Origin of the sequence: Caballeronia sp. DA-9 (assembly GCF_051615025.1) — a bacterium.
In the GTDB taxonomy this organism is placed as follows: Bacteria; Pseudomonadota; Gammaproteobacteria; order Burkholderiales; family Burkholderiaceae; genus Caballeronia; species Caballeronia sordidicola.
In genome coordinates this window covers 2225148-2239281 of the sequence record NZ_CP195133.1, presented here as the reverse complement: position 1 = coordinate 2239281, position 14134 = coordinate 2225148, and the positions used below count along the sequence as shown (strand labels likewise).

The 14134-nt window shown below is 62.6% G+C and carries 13 protein-coding genes; 7 read left to right on the top strand and 6 right to left on the bottom strand.

Annotation, left to right across the window (positions count from 1 at the left end):
• Positions 1-3: 3 nt before the first annotated feature.
• Genes ACRWA7_RS26435 through ACRWA7_RS26405 form a run of 7 tightly spaced genes read left to right on the top strand, consistent with a single transcriptional unit; the run spans position 4 to position 7927 of the window.
• Complete coding sequence (locus ACRWA7_RS26435; RefSeq protein ID WP_438393261.1) at positions 4-1371, top strand: CpaF family protein; 1368 nt, start codon at positions 4-6, stop codon at positions 1369-1371.
• Positions 1364-2380, top strand: coding sequence for a type II secretion system F family protein (locus ACRWA7_RS26430; RefSeq protein ID WP_438393260.1), 1017 nt, complete (start codon positions 1364-1366; stop codon positions 2378-2380). The genes ACRWA7_RS26435 and ACRWA7_RS26430 overlap by 8 nt, the downstream gene beginning before the upstream one ends.
• A gap of 2 nt (positions 2381-2382) precedes the next feature.
• The gene (locus ACRWA7_RS26425) at positions 2383-3387 is read left to right on the top strand and encodes a type II secretion system F family protein (protein WP_438393259.1); all 1005 of its coding nucleotides are present in this window, start codon (positions 2383-2385) and stop codon (positions 3385-3387) included.
• A 30-nt stretch (positions 3388-3417) separates the two neighbouring features.
• Complete coding sequence (locus ACRWA7_RS26420) at positions 3418-4332, top strand: tetratricopeptide repeat protein (RefSeq protein ID WP_208603268.1); 915 nt, start codon at positions 3418-3420, stop codon at positions 4330-4332.
• 10 nt (positions 4333-4342) lie between these two features.
• Complete coding sequence (locus ACRWA7_RS26415; protein WP_438393257.1) at positions 4343-4750, top strand: DUF3613 domain-containing protein; 408 nt, start codon at positions 4343-4345, stop codon at positions 4748-4750.
• Complete coding sequence (locus ACRWA7_RS26410) at positions 4707-6482, top strand: TadG family pilus assembly protein (protein WP_438393256.1); 1776 nt, start codon at positions 4707-4709, stop codon at positions 6480-6482. The genes ACRWA7_RS26415 and ACRWA7_RS26410 overlap by 44 nt, the downstream gene beginning before the upstream one ends.
• A gap of 53 nt (positions 6483-6535) precedes the next feature.
• Positions 6536-7927, top strand: coding sequence for a sigma 54-interacting transcriptional regulator (locus ACRWA7_RS26405; RefSeq protein ID WP_438393254.1), 1392 nt, complete (start codon positions 6536-6538; stop codon positions 7925-7927).
• A 30-nt stretch (positions 7928-7957) separates the two neighbouring features.
• On the opposite strand, the gene surE is transcribed toward ACRWA7_RS26405, so the two are convergent.
• From surE to ACRWA7_RS26375, 6 genes are all read right to left on the bottom strand, one after another.
• Positions 7958-8761, bottom strand: a complete 804-nt coding sequence (gene surE / locus ACRWA7_RS26400) for a 5'/3'-nucleotidase SurE (protein ID WP_438393252.1) — start codon at positions 8759-8761, stop codon at positions 7958-7960.
• A gap of 79 nt (positions 8762-8840) precedes the next feature.
• Positions 8841-9080 (bottom strand): hypothetical protein, encoded by a 240-nt coding sequence (locus ACRWA7_RS26395; protein WP_060818965.1) that lies wholly within the window; start codon positions 9078-9080, stop codon positions 8841-8843.
• A gap of 162 nt (positions 9081-9242) precedes the next feature.
• Entirely contained in the window at positions 9243-10268 is a 1026-nt protein-coding gene (locus tag ACRWA7_RS26390; RefSeq protein WP_438393251.1) for a DUF1571 domain-containing protein, read from the bottom strand.
• Positions 10269-10467: 199 nt separating this feature from the next.
• Positions 10468-11769, bottom strand: coding sequence for an acetyl-CoA C-acetyltransferase (locus ACRWA7_RS26385; RefSeq protein ID WP_438393249.1), 1302 nt, complete (start codon positions 11767-11769; stop codon positions 10468-10470).
• Positions 11770-11771: 2 nt separating this feature from the next.
• Positions 11772-12677, bottom strand: a complete 906-nt coding sequence (locus tag ACRWA7_RS26380) for a MaoC family dehydratase (protein ID WP_438396790.1) — start codon at positions 12675-12677, stop codon at positions 11772-11774.
• 5 nt (positions 12678-12682) lie between these two features.
• Positions 12683-14113, bottom strand: a complete 1431-nt coding sequence (locus tag ACRWA7_RS26375) for a 3-oxoacyl-ACP reductase (RefSeq protein WP_438393247.1) — start codon at positions 14111-14113, stop codon at positions 12683-12685.
• Between the last annotated feature and the right edge of the window lie 21 nt (positions 14114-14134).

Sequence of the window (14134 nt, the reverse complement as noted above, 5' to 3'; positions counted from 1 at the left end):
ACGATGGCAAAAGACATCGAATTCGCCGACGACGCCACTTCGTTTGCGCAGACGCAGCAGTTCCAGGACATCAAGAACGCGGCGCACGAACATTTGCTCACGCGGATCGAGGAACTCGGCGCGGAATTCGGGCGATGGTCGCGTCAGGCGATCCAGCAATTCGTCGACCTGGAAATGGACGGTTTCGTGCGATTGCGGCGCATCCCGCTGAACGAACGTGAAGTGCGTCTGGTCGCCGAGGCATTGACCAAGGAACTGGCGGGTTTCGGGCCGATCGAGGACCTGCTTGCCGACCCGGCCGTTGAAGACATCCTGATCAACGGCTTCGACGATGTTTATGTTTCACGTCACGGCATGCTCGCGAAGATACCGGTGCGCTTCGCCGACAACGCACATTTGCTGCGCATCGTACGGCGCATTCTGGCGCCTGTCGGACGGCGGCTGGACGAATCGAATCCCATGGTCGACGCGCGGCTGCCGGATGGCGGCCGCCTCAACGTGGTGATCGAACCACTGTCGCTGGATGGACCGGTCGTATCGATACGGAAGTTTCGCCGCGATCCTTTACGCCCCGACGATTTGCTCGCCAACGGTACGTTCAGCCAGGAGATCTGCACGTTGCTCGACGCAGCGGTTGCGGCGCGCTGCAACGTACTGGTGTCGGGCGGAACGAGTTCAGGCAAGACATCCTTGCTCAATGCGCTCGCGTTCTTTATTCCGGAACACGAGCGCGTAGTGACGATCGAGGATACGGCGGAACTCTCGCTCAATCACCCGCATGTGGTGCGGCTGGAAAGCCGGCCTGGCGGCTTTGATGGCGCAGGCGTTGTGTCGATTCGCGACCTCTTGCGCAACACTTTGGGCATGCGTCCGGACAGGATCATCGTGGGCGAAGTTCGCGGTGGAGAAGTGCTCGAAATGCTGCAGGCGATGAACACCGGCCACGATGGTTCCATGGGCACCGTGCACGCGAGTTCGGCGCGCGAATGTCTTTACCGGCTGGAGATGCTGGCGGGGTTTGCCGGATTTCAGGGAACCGAGTCGAGCTTGCGCCGGCAGATTGCGAACGCAATCGATTTCATCGTGCAGATCGGGCGGCTGTCAAATGGACGACGCAGAATCCTGTCCGTGACGGAGGTGACGGGTCTCTCGGACAACATCGTCGCGACACAGGAGCTATACCGATACGAACCCGTCTTGCTCGAAGGCGGCGAGGAGCAGGACAACTGGGTGTCGCTCGGCATTCATCCGAGTTCGCCGAAGCTGGCGAAGTACCGGCAAGCACTCGGCGGCGACATGCGCGAGCGCGAGGTATTCAACAACGAGTTCGGCATTGGCTTCGGACGCCCGCGCGGGGGATTCAATGTCTAGCGCGGTAGCCATCGTCCTGATCGCCGCGTTGATCTGCACTGCGCTCGCGCTGCTGCTATGGCAACGCGCCGAAGACACGCGCAACCGCACCATGACGGATCGGTTTGTCGGCCGGCGTGTCACGGCGGCGCACGGATCGGCCCCGGCGGAAAGCGCAACGCGTGGCGATGCGGCACACGTGCAGCGGCCGCGCGTCGACGCGCCTTCAACGATGCTGTCCCGCAGCCCGCCTCACGGCGTTCGCGAGTATCTGCGCGATCGGCGCGACCGGATGATGCACGCGTCAAGCAACCTGATGCGCCGCGCGGGCATTGCCAATTCGCGCGCGCTGTTACTGAGCGTGGGCACGTTGATTCTTGCAGTCGCCATGGCGATTGGCGCAAGGACACATTGGCTCGTGGGCGTGGGGTTTATCGTCTTCGGCGCACTCTGTCTTTATGCAGCGCTCTCATGGCGCGCGCAGAAACGCTATCAGCGTATTACACGGCAGTTGCCCGTTTTCCTCGATGGCATCGTGCGCCTGATCATCATCGGCAACAGCGTGCCGGCGGCATTCCAGGCCGCGCTCGCGACGACTGATGCGCCCTTGCGCGAGTGTCTCGATCGTGTGTCGCGCATGTTGCGCTCGGGCGTGGAAATCGATGCCGCGCTGAAGCATGTGTCGCAGATGTACCGGATCAGCGAACTGGAATTGATCGGCTCGGTGCTTCGCATATCGGTGCGTTATGGCGGCCGGTCCGACGTCATGCTCGATCGCATGGCCGGACTCATGCGCGACATGGAACAAGCCGAGCGCGAGTTGATTGCGCTTACAACCGAGACACGTTTGTCCTCGTGGATGCTGGGCTTGCTGCCCGTTCTGGTAGGCGGTTTCGTGACTATCTCCAATCCGCGTTACTTCGCCGCGATGTGGGCCGACCCGCTCGGTCAACGCCTGGTATTCGTGGCGGCCGGTCTGCAGGCGCTCGGCGTTTTCCTGCTCTACTCGCTTGCACGGTTGAAGGACTGAGCATGGATGCCGACACGCTATTTGCTGTGGCGCTGACGCTTGCATCCGCTGGATGCGCAGCGCTGGGGGCGCTTCTTTTCGCAGGTCTTGGCGCGAGACGTCGAGGCGTACGTACGCTCGATCACGCGCTTGATCAGCGTGCGGCACGCGCGGCTGCCGCTGCACGCGCCGCCATGCCAGAACCGATGGAAAGAAAGGATTCCAAAATATCGGAAGAAAGGAAAGATTCCAGGTCCACGCATTTGTCGCGCTTTGCCGATGCCTTCAATCGTAACGCTGCACGATGGCTGGATACGTCACTGGGAAAAACCGTTGTCGCGGACGAAGATCGCCGCATGCTGGAACGCTGTGGTTTTCTCGATGTCAGGGCGCGTGCGCGTTTCTTCGCGGCGCGCATCGGCTGTGCTGCGCTGTCGCCACTGCTGGTATTCGTCTGGCGCAGCGGTGAGCCACACCTTGCGATCTGGGTGTTCTGTGCCTTTGCTGCCGGTTTCATGTCGCCGAAGTGGCTTTTGCAGAGGCGCGCGAAAGAGCGTCAGCGAGCGGTCGCGAGGGAGTTGCCCATGTTCGTCGACCTGTTGCGCCTGCTTCAGGGCGTGGGCTTGTCCCTCGATCAAACCCTGCAGGTCATGACCAGTGATTTTTCGACCGTGCTCCCCGTGATGTCCGAGGAACTGGCACTAGCGCAGCGGCAATTCAATACTGGGCGCACGCGTGAGCAGTCGTTGCACCGTCTTTCGAGCAGTTATGAAAACGACGACCTGACGGCGGTGATGCGTCTCGTGATCCAGGTGGACAAACACGGCGGCGCCGTGCAAGAACCGCTGCGCCAGTTTGGCGACCGGTTGCGCGAATCGCGCCGCGCGACGCTGCGTGAACGGATCGGCGCGCTCACCGTAAAGATGACCGGCGTGATGGTGCTGACATTGCTGCCAGCGCTTTTGATCGTGACGGCGGGGCCGGGGTTTATCGCCGTGTTTCATTCGCTGTCTTCCATGCACAAATGATATAGACGAAATGTTCGAGAGAGCCATGTCATGAAAACGACCGCAATCGAGCCGCGTGTGCGCGCTTTGACCCTGATCGCCGCCTGCGTTGCGTTGACCGCGCTGGCCGGCTGTGCATCGAAGATGGAGAGCGGTTATGGCGTAGGCATTCAGGCCGAGCGCGAGGCTGCGTTGCGCCAGTTGCAGCAGAAAGCGGACGCGCCCGATTCGCCCGGCATGTATCTCGCGCTGATCGACCGTATGCAGTCGCAGGGCTTGTTCTACGCGTCGCTCGCCCATATCGATGCCTATGAAAAGCAATATGGATCCACGCCCGATACGGTCTTGCTGCGCGCCGACGCATTGCGTCAGACAGACCAGGCGCAGGCGAGCGCGGCTGCTTATATGAAGCTCATGGACACACCGCTGGCGGCGCGTGGGTATCGTGGGATCGGGCTGCTTGCCGGAAGCGCGGGCGATTTCGCCAAGGCATCCGAATCGTTCGATACTGCTTCGCGCCTCCAGCCCACCGACGCGCTCACGCTTTCAGACCTCGCATATGCCCGCTTGCGTCTGGGCGATATCGCGGGCGCGCGCGTACCGCTCATGAAGGCTGCGGAACTCGCGCAAGGCAACCTCAAGATCCTGAGCAACGTTGCGCTGTTTCTGCTCGTAGATGGTCAATCAGCCGCGGCGCAAGGACTGATTGCGCAGCAAAAATTCTCGCCGGAAGTCCAGCAGGCGATCCGCACGGACGCGCAGCGAATCAACGCCGCTGCCGGGCAAGCCTCGCGCGCGCGAGCCGCGACCGTTGCCGCCGCGACGACCGAGCGAGCGTACGTACCCGTGTCGCGCGCGCACCAGACCGTCGAATCGCTGCTTAACGCGCAATTGCCGCTAACCCAAACATTAGGTAATGAGGTATCCGAACGACCCGTTAAGCAAGCGCAAATGGTTGCGCGATAAGGAGAAAGCTATGAGAAAGATCCGGGCGCTGCGGTGCAGCGCGGTCACGTTTGCATGGGTGGTGTTCAGCGTGCTGCCGGTCGCGTCGCGCGTTTGCGCGCAAACCCAGTTGCAGGAGCAGACACCGTTGACGACCCAATCACAGCCTGAAATTCAGGCACAAGCACAGCCAAGGCATGCAACAGCGGTGCCATTGCCGGCAACGCGCATAGGCGACTCGACCATTGCGTGGCTGGCAATCCAGCGCGACGGCCGTGTCGCCGCGCCTGCGCAACCGATGCTTGGCGCTGAAGCCGATGCGGCGTACCGGCGTTACCTCAAGTCCTTCGATCATCCGATTCCGGAGCATCTGGATTCGTCGGTGGGTACGGTGGGTGGCGGGTCCAGTGGTTCTGGCGGGACTGGAGCGCAGTACTGAGATGCGCCGTGTATCGATGGCACCTGTTGACCGGACATTGCGCGGACGCACGCGCGAGCGCGGGGTGGCGAGCGTGCTCGCTGCGATCTGGTTGGTCGTGGCGGTCGCGGCGCTGGGTGCGATCGATGTCGGCAATGTGTTCTTTCAGCAGCGCGCATTGCAAAGCGTGGCGGATCTTGCAGCGAGCGCAGGGGCGCAAGTAATCGATGATGCGTGTTCCCGTGCACCCACTACCGCGGCTGGCAGTGCCGGCGTGAACGGTTTCGTGGCCTCGGGATCGGGCAACACCATTACCACGGTATGCGGCCGCTGGGATCCAACCCGGTACGGCGGCCCGAAATTCTTTGCGGGCGCGGCGACGCCCGTCAACGCGGTGCAGGTGACAGTGACCAGGCAAGTACCGTATTTCTTTCCGGGCCCCGGGCGCGTGCTCACGGCGACCGCGCTTGCGCAGGCCGTGAACGTGGGCGCGTTCAGTATTGGAACGACGACCGCAAGTGTCGATCCGGCCGTGATTACCGCACTGCTCAATGCAATGCTGGGGACGAACATCAACGCGCTGCAGATATCGGCGCTGGGATATGCGGGACTCGCGCAATCGCGCATCGAGATCGGCGATCTGGTCGCCCCGGCGGGTGTCGGGAGCGTGGATCAGTTGCTCGCGATGAATTTCACTGCGGCGCAACTCGCACGGCTGATGCTCACGGCGCTGCAGAACACGCATGTGGCGAACGCGAATCTGTCGGCGGCGCTGGGTGCGCTGCAGACTGTCGTCAACGCGAATATCCCCGGTTCGGCCAAATTGGCGCTGGGTGCGGTGAACGGCGCAGCGGGCTTGCTGCAGGTTGGTCTCGCCGATACACAATCCGCCTTGCACGCGACCATCAGTCCGTTCGACGCATTGATGGTCGCGGCCGAGGTTGCGCAAGCGGGAAAGTCGGCGGCGAATGTGGCGACGGGTCTCAACCTGGGCGTTGCCAGCGCCACGCTGCAGATCCAGGTGATCCAGCCGCCAGTGCTGGCTGTGGGCGAGGCGGGGACAACGCCGTCGGGCGCATGGCGCACGGTCGCGCGGTCGGCGCAGGTCAGGGCGTTTATCAATGTCAGTCTTGGTTCCGCATCGGGTTATCTGGTAAGCCTGCCGATCTATCTGGAAGTGGCGCCCGGAACCGCTTGGTTGCAGTCGACGCGGTGCGCATCGACCGCGGCGGCGAGCAACAGCGTGGTGGGGGTTCAGCCAGGCATTGCGAATATCTGCGTGGGCGATGCGCCTGCCAACATGTCCGCGTCCGCGCCATTTAGTTGTACGTCGCCGGCAACACTCGTGAACGCGCTGCCGCTCCTGACCATCACCACAGGCGCGGCGATTCCCGCCGTCGTCCCCGCTGGGAGCGCGTCGACATTGACGTTCGATGGAATCGTCGGGAATGCAGACGATTACCAGACCGTCAATTCGAACAATGCGGGCCACGTATTGGGTTACGCGCTTTCCTCGCTGGCGGCAACGATTTCCAGGAACGGCTTAACGCCGAATCTGCTAGGCCTCATCCCGCTTCCCATCGGCACGTTGTTGGGAAGCGTACTCGGTGTGGTGCTCAACCTGCTGACGCCCGTTCTCAACGCGCTCGACCTGATCCTCGTGCCTGTGCTCCAGCTATTGGGCGCGCAGATTGGCGCGAGCACCATTCACGGCCTGCCGCCCGTATGCGGTCAATCGCAATTGCGGTACTGATGCCGCATCATCTGCATCAAAGCGACGAGACGCCACGCCATGAGATTCGATCAATGAGACCAGCAGCAAAAATCGACAACCTCGATATCTATGTATGGGAAGGCAAGGCGGACATCGTCGAGCAAGTGGTGCGCTGCATGTCGAGTTTCGAAGTCGATGTGATTCGTGCCGATGGCATGTCGATCGCTTCGAGTCAGGGTTCGGAGCGCCAGTCGATCGCCATCGTAAGCGTGAGCGTGATCGATACGGGCGCGTTTGCGTTGCGCGATTGGGAAGCGCATCGCGGCATGCCCGTCATCTGGGTCGGCGCCGCGCCGCGGGAACGCGACGCAGCCGTTTTCCCGATCGATTACTCGCATATTCTGCCGCTCGATTTCACTGGCGCGGAATTGCGCCGCATGGTGGCGAAGCTCGCACAACAACTTCGCGCGCACGGTGAAGAGATCCCGGAATCAAGCGCGCTGATCGCCAACGCCGAGTGCATGCAGAGCTTGCTGCGCGAAGTGGAAACCTTCGCCGACTGCGATACCAGCGTACTCGTGCATGGCGAAACGGGTGTTGGCAAGGAACGCATTGCACAGATGCTGCACGCGCTTCATTCGCGTTATTCGGAAGGGCCGTTCGTGCCTGTGAATTGCGGCGCGATTCCCGACGGCCTATTCGAGTCGCTCTTCTTCGGCCACACGAAGGGATCGTTCACGGGCGCTGTGATCGCGCACAAGGGTTATTTCGAACAGGCTGATGGCGGCACGCTGTTCCTTGATGAGATCGGCGACATGCCGCTTTATCAGCAAGTCAAATTGCTGCGCGTTCTGGAAGACAGCGCGGTGACGCGCATTGGCTCGGCGATACCCGTCAAGGTGGATTTCCGGCTGGTTGCGGCAAGTCACCGGAACTTGCCGCAACTCGTGAAGGACGGGCAGTTTCGCGCGGACCTTTATTATCGGCTGGCCGTGATCGAGCTGAAGATACCGTCGCTCGAAGAACGCGGTGCGCTCGACAAGATCGCGTTGTTCAAGTCGTTCATTGCGCAAGTGGTCGGGCAGGAGAAACTCGCCGCGTTGCCCGAGCTTCCATACTGGCTCGCCGACGCGGTCGCCGACAGTTATTTCCCTGGCAACGTCCGCGAGCTGCGCAATCTCGCCGAGCGTATAGGTGTAACGGTGCGTCAGGTGGGATCCTGGGATACGGCGCGGCTGCAACGGCTGCTCGCGCTCGCCCGGACCACGCAGCCATTGCCGCCGGAACTGAACGCGCAAGTCGTCGTGGACCGCAGCAAGTGGGACATGAACGAGCGTAATCGCGTGCTTGCTGCGCTCGACGCCAACGCGTGGCGTCGTCAGGATACGGCGGGTTATCTCGGCATCAGCCGCAAGGTGCTGTGGGAGAAAATGCGCAAGTTCCAGATCTTCGATGAAGAGCCTGAAACGCGCTCCGCCGAATAATCATAGGGCGCGCGAGGTGCAATCAACGTGTCATTGCAGTGCAGCTGTCAGTGCGGCGAACGTACGTTCGTCGGTTCGCTCGAAGTGCAGCGGCGTCACCGATATCCGTCCCGACGCAACCGCCGCTGTCTCGCTGTCGGGCGCGTTCTCGCGTGCGCCGCGCTTGAATCGCAGCCAGTGATACGGCAGTCCGCGCGGATCGGTCTGGGGCAATACATCGATACCTTCCACCAGGCCCTCGCCTTGCCGTGTTGGCGTAAGCGGACCGGCAGCAGAGGCCTCCACATCCGGAAAGTTCACGTTGAGACACGTAGGTGCATCGTGCGCAATCGCGGCAAGCCGACCGATCACGCCCGGCGCGAGTTCGCGCGATGTATCCCAGCGCACGTTCGCGTGATCGCTGAAGGTCTGGCTCAGCGCAATGGAAGGCAAACCGAGCAGCAAGCCCGTCATGGCTGCGCCGACTGTGCCGGAGAACATGGTTTCCACACCGAGATTCGCACCGCGATTGATACCGGAAAGCACGAGCGCAGGGCGCGCGTCCTGCATCAGATGGCGCACTGCCATCACCACGCAGTCGCCGGGCGTGCCGAGCACGCCGAAGCGGCGAGGGCCGTGCTGGCTCACGCGCAGCGGCGAATGCAGGCTGATGGAGTGTGACGTGCCGCTTTGATCGTGCTCGGGCGCGACGACCCAGACTTCGTCCGCGATTTCCGCTGCGACCGCTTCGAGCACCGCAAGGCCGGGTGCGTCGATACCGTCGTCGTTGGTCAACAGGACGCGTTGAAGGCGGGGGCGTACTGCGGATGTGAATGCGGCTGTTGCAACAGACATTGCAGATCTCCTTTTCGATTGAGGCGAACGCCGGTCAATCGATTATTCCAGAGATCACGCCAGCGGATCAGATCCGGCGTTACTTGATTCCAAGTCCGCGCAATACGGCGTTGCCGTCGGCGGTCAAACGGAACTTGGCTTCGCCGGGCGTGGGCGTCACTCTTTCCACGTAGCCGTATTCGCTGAGCGACAGGACATCGGGCGTGGCGGCCCGCACGTCGATGGGCGCGTGCAGCAACAGCAGCAGAGTCGCGATCTCGTGGTGGCTCAATAATCTCTTGATGGCCCGCACTGGAGCCGATGCGTCCCGGAGGTTCATGAAGAACTCCTTTCGTTGATGCTTTTTCGTTATGCGTTCAAGCGATATGGCTGCCGCAGTCATGATGCAAGTGGGGCGAGGGTATCGACTGAGTCTTAGGCGAAACTTAAAACCGGAATAAAGCCGTGTCGCGTAATCCTTACGACGTAATGTGGCTGCTGCCTAGAACTTGTATTCCGGGTTCTTCGGGCTGAACGCGTTGTCGTCGAAAACCGTTGGCGCGATGTTCTGGAAAACGATGCTTTCAAAGATATTGCCGTCGTTATCGAAGGATTCGGCGGTGCGAAAGTACGGCCGCCTCAGGTCGAGCCCGAGCACTTCTTTCTTCGCGTAGAACTGCGGCTGGCCGGAAGGCGTTTCGTAAGTGAATGCAACCACGCGCGCGCCGTCGATGGTCTTGACTTCAATATTGTTCGCGCGCGTGACGCCAGCATCGGCAAATTTTGTGCCTTCCGCAAGGAACTGCTGCGTGATGAATTCGGTGCCGAGATCGCGAATGGAATGCCGCGATTGAGAGCGCGCGAGCGACCCGTCGAGCGCGGTCCAGAGCGTCACCACGTTGAGCAGGCCGCCGAGATGGCCGAGCATTTCGTCGGGGCGCGTGGTTTCGTCGTAGAGGATTTCCTGGCCGGCGTGATCGCCGTCGGGCAGCCATTTCGCGTAGACGCGCATCGGGTCGCGTGTGACGCGCACCAGCATGTGATCGGGCTGATCCGGCCACTTGCCGTCTATGCGCTCGCGCCGCAGCATGGTGAACTCATATGACGGATAACCGTTCGGACCGTCCTTCAGGTAACGCGGCAATGCAAGCGGATCGAGCGATTGAAACAGCGATACCAGCGCCGCGTCGTTCATTTTCGCGAGCGTGCCGGAGCGCGCGGCGCGGCTCAACCAGCGGACCTGGCGGTCGAGCGAAAGCTTGCCGACCTGCGCTGCCGCCGTTTTCGGCGGCTCGGCGGTGGCGCTGGCCGAAAGCGCGGGACCGGCGGCGGACGTAGCGGCGGAAGTGGGCAACGATGGCGTCGCGATTGCGGCGGTGCTGACTTCCGTGGCCCCGCTGGCAGGTTCCTGGGCGCGTGCTGGTCCGGGCAGGGCCACGCTCAGCGCAAACGCGCACAGCACGCTCCACGCGCATTGCGCCGCGTGATTCAGTGTGAGGCGCGAGCGACGCTGTCGTGGTCGATGCATGAAATTCTCCGTGGTCCGTTCCGTTGACTCTACATGGGGTCCTGCGTCCAGCTCTCCGTTTTTGGCCGCTTTGGCGTCGGGCAGTTCACAGCGAGCGTTGCTCTAATATTTCTCCGTGTGACAACGTTTGTGAGCGCCCCGAAATTCCACGGAGCAGCACTTTATGTGCTTGGGGGTGCCGATGAACTGAAGTGGATGGTCATCGTTCGAGGATTGCGACCACGCCCTGGCCGCCCGCCGCACAGATTGAGATCAGACCACGCCTGGCCACGCCGGGTGTATCCGGTTCATCCGCGAGCAGCTTTGCCAGCGCGCCGAGAATTCGTCCGCCGGTCGCGGCAAACGGGTGGCCCGCCGCGAGCGATCCGCCGTTCACGTTCATGCGCGAACGGTCGATCGACCCAAACGGGCTGTCGAGACCCAGTTGCGTGCGACAGTATTCATCGTCTTTCCATGCTGCAAGCGTGCACAGCACCTGCGCCGCGAAAGCTTCATGGATCTCGTAGAAACTGAAATCAGCAAGTTCGAGCCCTGCGCGATCGAGCATGCGCGGGACCGCGTAGGCAGGCGCCATCAGCAGGCCTTCTTTCTTATCGATGAAATCGACAGCCGCCGTTTCCGAATGCGTGAGATAGGCGAGTACTGGCAAGTTGCGCGCCGCAGCCCATTCTTCGGACGCCAGCAACACTGCCGACGCACCGTCGGTCAGCGGCGTGGAATTTCCGGCGGTGAGCGTGCCGGCGTCGCGATCGAACACGGGCTTGAGCGCAGCGAGCCGCTCTGCCGTGAGATCGGGCCGCAGGATGTTGTCGCGCGAGAGGCCCTTGTAGGGCGTCATGATGTCGTTGAAAAAACCGCGCTCGTACGCTGCGGCGAGTTTGCGATGACTGTCGAGCGCCAGTTCGTCCTGCGCCTCGCGCGAGATCTTCCAGCGCTTGGCCATGAGTTCGCAGTGTTCGCCCATCGACAAACCCGTGCGCGGTTCGCTGTTTCGCGGCAGAGCGGGTTTCACGAGCATGCCGGGCCGCAGTTTGAGAAGCGCGCTCGCGCGTTGCGCCGCCGATTTACCGCGGTTCGCTTCCAGCAGGATCTTGCGCATCTTTTCGTTCACGCCGATGGGCGCGTCCGAAGTCGTATCGACACCGCCTGCAATGCCTGCATCGATTTGTCCGAGCGCGATCTTGTTCGCCACCAGAATCGCGGTTTCGAGTCCCGTGCCGCACGCCTGGCTGACGTCGTAGGCGGGCGTTTCCTTGGCGAGCGTGGTCGAGAGCACGGCCTCGCGCGTGAGGTTGAAGTCGCGCGAGTGCTTCACGACCGCGCCCGCCGCGACTTCGCCCAGACGCAGGCCATGCAGGCCGTACCGGTCTATCAGCCCTTGCAGCGCGAAACTCAGCATGTCCTGATTCGATGCCGCCGCATACGCCGTGTTCGAGCGCGCGAACGGAATCCGGTTGCTGCCGATGATCGCCACGCGGCGCGCGACGGGAAGGGCGCTCATGGTCATTGCAATTCCCAGTCGAAGTGGCCACGCAAGTGCAGCCTTTTGCCGGCGAGATCGCGCACTTCGAATTCGCGCGCCGTCGTTGATGAAGCCGCGGTCCAGAGCGTGGTTTCGCCGGGCAGGAAGATGGGCGATTTGAAGTCGCCGCTTATGTTCGCCGATCCAAGCTGCTTCGATGGCTGCAGCGCCGCGACCGTGCGGGCGAGCGTCCACATGCCGTGGGCGATTGCCCGCGGAAAGCCGAACGCCTTCGCGGTGAGCGCATGAAGATGGATCGGATTGAAGTCGCCGGATGCTCGCGCATAGTCGCGCCCGAGTTGCGCGGGCAGTTGCCAGCGCGCCTCGCGCGCGAGCACGGGCAATGCGCTCGTCTCCGCCGGTTCAACCACGGGCGCATGGCTCGCATGAGCTGCGGCGCCGCGCTTCAGGTACACGCTGTCGGCGTCCCAAACCGCTTCGCCACCGCGATAAATCCGCGTATGCAAGCTGAACGCCTGGCCTTTTTCATGCGCAACAAGCGCGCCGCTTTCCACTTCGATCCTCAGCGCTTGCCCCGCGTGCAAGGTGCGCCGCATGTGCACCGTGTTCGATATATGCACGAGGCCGATCGCGGGCCACGGAAACGCGGGATCGGTGAGCAGCATCAGATGGAGGGGAAACGCCATGACATGCGGGAACGTGGGCGGCACGCCATGTTCGGGAATGAATCCGCACACGCGCGCATAGCGGCCAATCTGTTCGGCGTCGAGCGCCACTTTGGGACGCACGAGCCGCAGCGGCGGCAATTGCGCGCCCGCGCCCGTCCGTTTGAAAATGCCTTGCAGCGCGCGGCCGTATAGCTTCGCCGGCGGCGGCAGCGTCGCGACGATCACCGTGCGCATGCGCGCCGTGCCTGACGCAAGCATCATGTTCATGCTCCGATCAGGCTTTGACCGCATACGCGCAGCACGTTGCCGGTTATCCCGCTGGAAGCCGGGCTGGCAAGCCACGCAATGGCCTCGGCCACGTCGACCGGCAGGCCGCCCTGGCTCATCGAATTCATGCGCCGTCCGGCCTCACGCAGCGCGAGCGGCATTTTCGCGGTCATATGCGTTTCTATAAACCCAGGCGCCACCGCATTGATCGTGATGCCTCGCGCGGCCAGCGGCTTGGCCATGCCTTGCACCCGCCCGATCACCCCGGCTTTCGATGTCGCGTAGTTGGCCTGTCCGAAATTACCCGCAATGCCGCTGATCGACGACACGCCTATGATCCGGCCGCCCATGTGCAGCACATCGCCATTGAGCAGCGCTTCGTCGATACGTTCCTGCGCGCCGAGATTCACGTCGATTACGCTGTCCCACGCGGCTTCGGTCATTTTCGCAATGGTCTTGTCGCGCGTGATGCCGGCGTTATGCACGACGATATCGATACCGCCGAGCGCCGCGAGCGTCTCTGAAATCGTGGCGGGCGCATCGGTCGCGGCAATATCCGCGACGAGCGCCGTATGCGCGCCTTGCGACGGCCAGGTGTCTTCCAGCGCGAGCATGGTCTGGTCGAGCGCGTCTTGCGCCTCGGGCACGTCGAGTCCGATCACGTGCGCGCCGCGCTCGGCCAGCACCTGCGCAATCGCCGCACCAATACCCCGCGCCGCACCCGTGACCAGAGCACGCTTGCCTGCCAGTGGCTGGTTCCAGTCGGCGGGCGGCGAGGCGGGCGTTGCATCGATACGAACGACCTGTCCCGATACATACGCCGAGCGCGGCGACAGCAGGAATCGCAATGCGCCTTGCATGTCGCCGCCGGGTTCCACTTGCACGAGGTTCGACGAAATGCCGCTGCGCGCTTCCTTGCCAAGCGAGCGCGTCAAGCCTTCGAGCGCGCGCTGCGCCGTCCAGGTTCGCGGCGACGCGCAAGACTGCGGCGGCAATCCGAGCACGATGATGCGGCCACTTTTTGCAACCGACCGGATGGCGTCGTGGAAGAAGCCGAAGAGCCCATGCAATTGCGTGCTGTCGGCTATGCCGGTTGCATCGAAGATAAGCGCTTGTACGCGATCGTTCGGCGGCGCATCGGGCGAGCGCGGCTCGAAGCGGCCGCTCATGGCGCCGTGCCGCGCTGCCACTTGAAGCCAGTCCAGCGCACTTTCATGCGCGACACTCGTCATGCCGATAGAACCCAGCAGCGTCATCAGCGGCTCGAAAAGCGTGGGCGACGGACCCGCGCCAATGGCCGCGATTCCACCAAATTCACTTTGGCCTTTCGCGTGCCGGCGCAGCACTTCCGGGCGCGGCAATCCGATGGACCGCGCGACGCTCGCGCCGAACGGTTTATTGACGAAGTCCAGATAGCGGTCTTTCATGACTGCCCGATGCGCGTTTGC

Bases quoted from the DNA above. Each gene is read 5' to 3' on its own strand.
- surE (WP_438393252.1), bottom strand. From the start codon at position 8,761: ATGTCTGTTGCAACAGCCGCATTCACATCCGCAGTACGCCCCCGCCTT.
- ACRWA7_RS26385 (WP_438393249.1), bottom strand. From the start codon at position 11,769: ATGAGCGCCCTTCCCGTCGCGCGCCGCGTGGCGATCATCGGCAGCAAC.
- ACRWA7_RS26430 (WP_438393260.1), top strand. From the start codon at position 1,364: ATGTCTAGCGCGGTAGCCATCGTCCTGATCGCCGCGTTGATCTGCACT.
- ACRWA7_RS26390 (WP_438393251.1), bottom strand. From the start codon at position 10,268: ATGCATCGACCACGACAGCGTCGCTCGCGCCTCACACTGAATCACGCG.
- ACRWA7_RS26375 (WP_438393247.1), bottom strand. From the start codon at position 14,113: ATGAAAGACCGCTATCTGGACTTCGTCAATAAACCGTTCGGCGCGAGC.
- ACRWA7_RS26405 (WP_438393254.1), top strand. From the start codon at position 6,536: ATGAGACCAGCAGCAAAAATCGACAACCTCGATATCTATGTATGGGAA.
- ACRWA7_RS26420 (WP_208603268.1), top strand. From the start codon at position 3,418: ATGAAAACGACCGCAATCGAGCCGCGTGTGCGCGCTTTGACCCTGATC.
- ACRWA7_RS26425 (WP_438393259.1), top strand. From the start codon at position 2,383: ATGGATGCCGACACGCTATTTGCTGTGGCGCTGACGCTTGCATCCGCT.
- ACRWA7_RS26395 (WP_060818965.1), bottom strand. From the start codon at position 9,080: ATGAACCTCCGGGACGCATCGGCTCCAGTGCGGGCCATCAAGAGATTA.
- ACRWA7_RS26415 (WP_438393257.1), top strand. From the start codon at position 4,343: ATGAGAAAGATCCGGGCGCTGCGGTGCAGCGCGGTCACGTTTGCATGG.
- ACRWA7_RS26435 (WP_438393261.1), top strand. From the start codon at position 4: ATGGCAAAAGACATCGAATTCGCCGACGACGCCACTTCGTTTGCGCAG.
- ACRWA7_RS26380 (WP_438396790.1), bottom strand. From the start codon at position 12,677: ATGCTTGCGTCAGGCACGGCGCGCATGCGCACGGTGATCGTCGCGACG.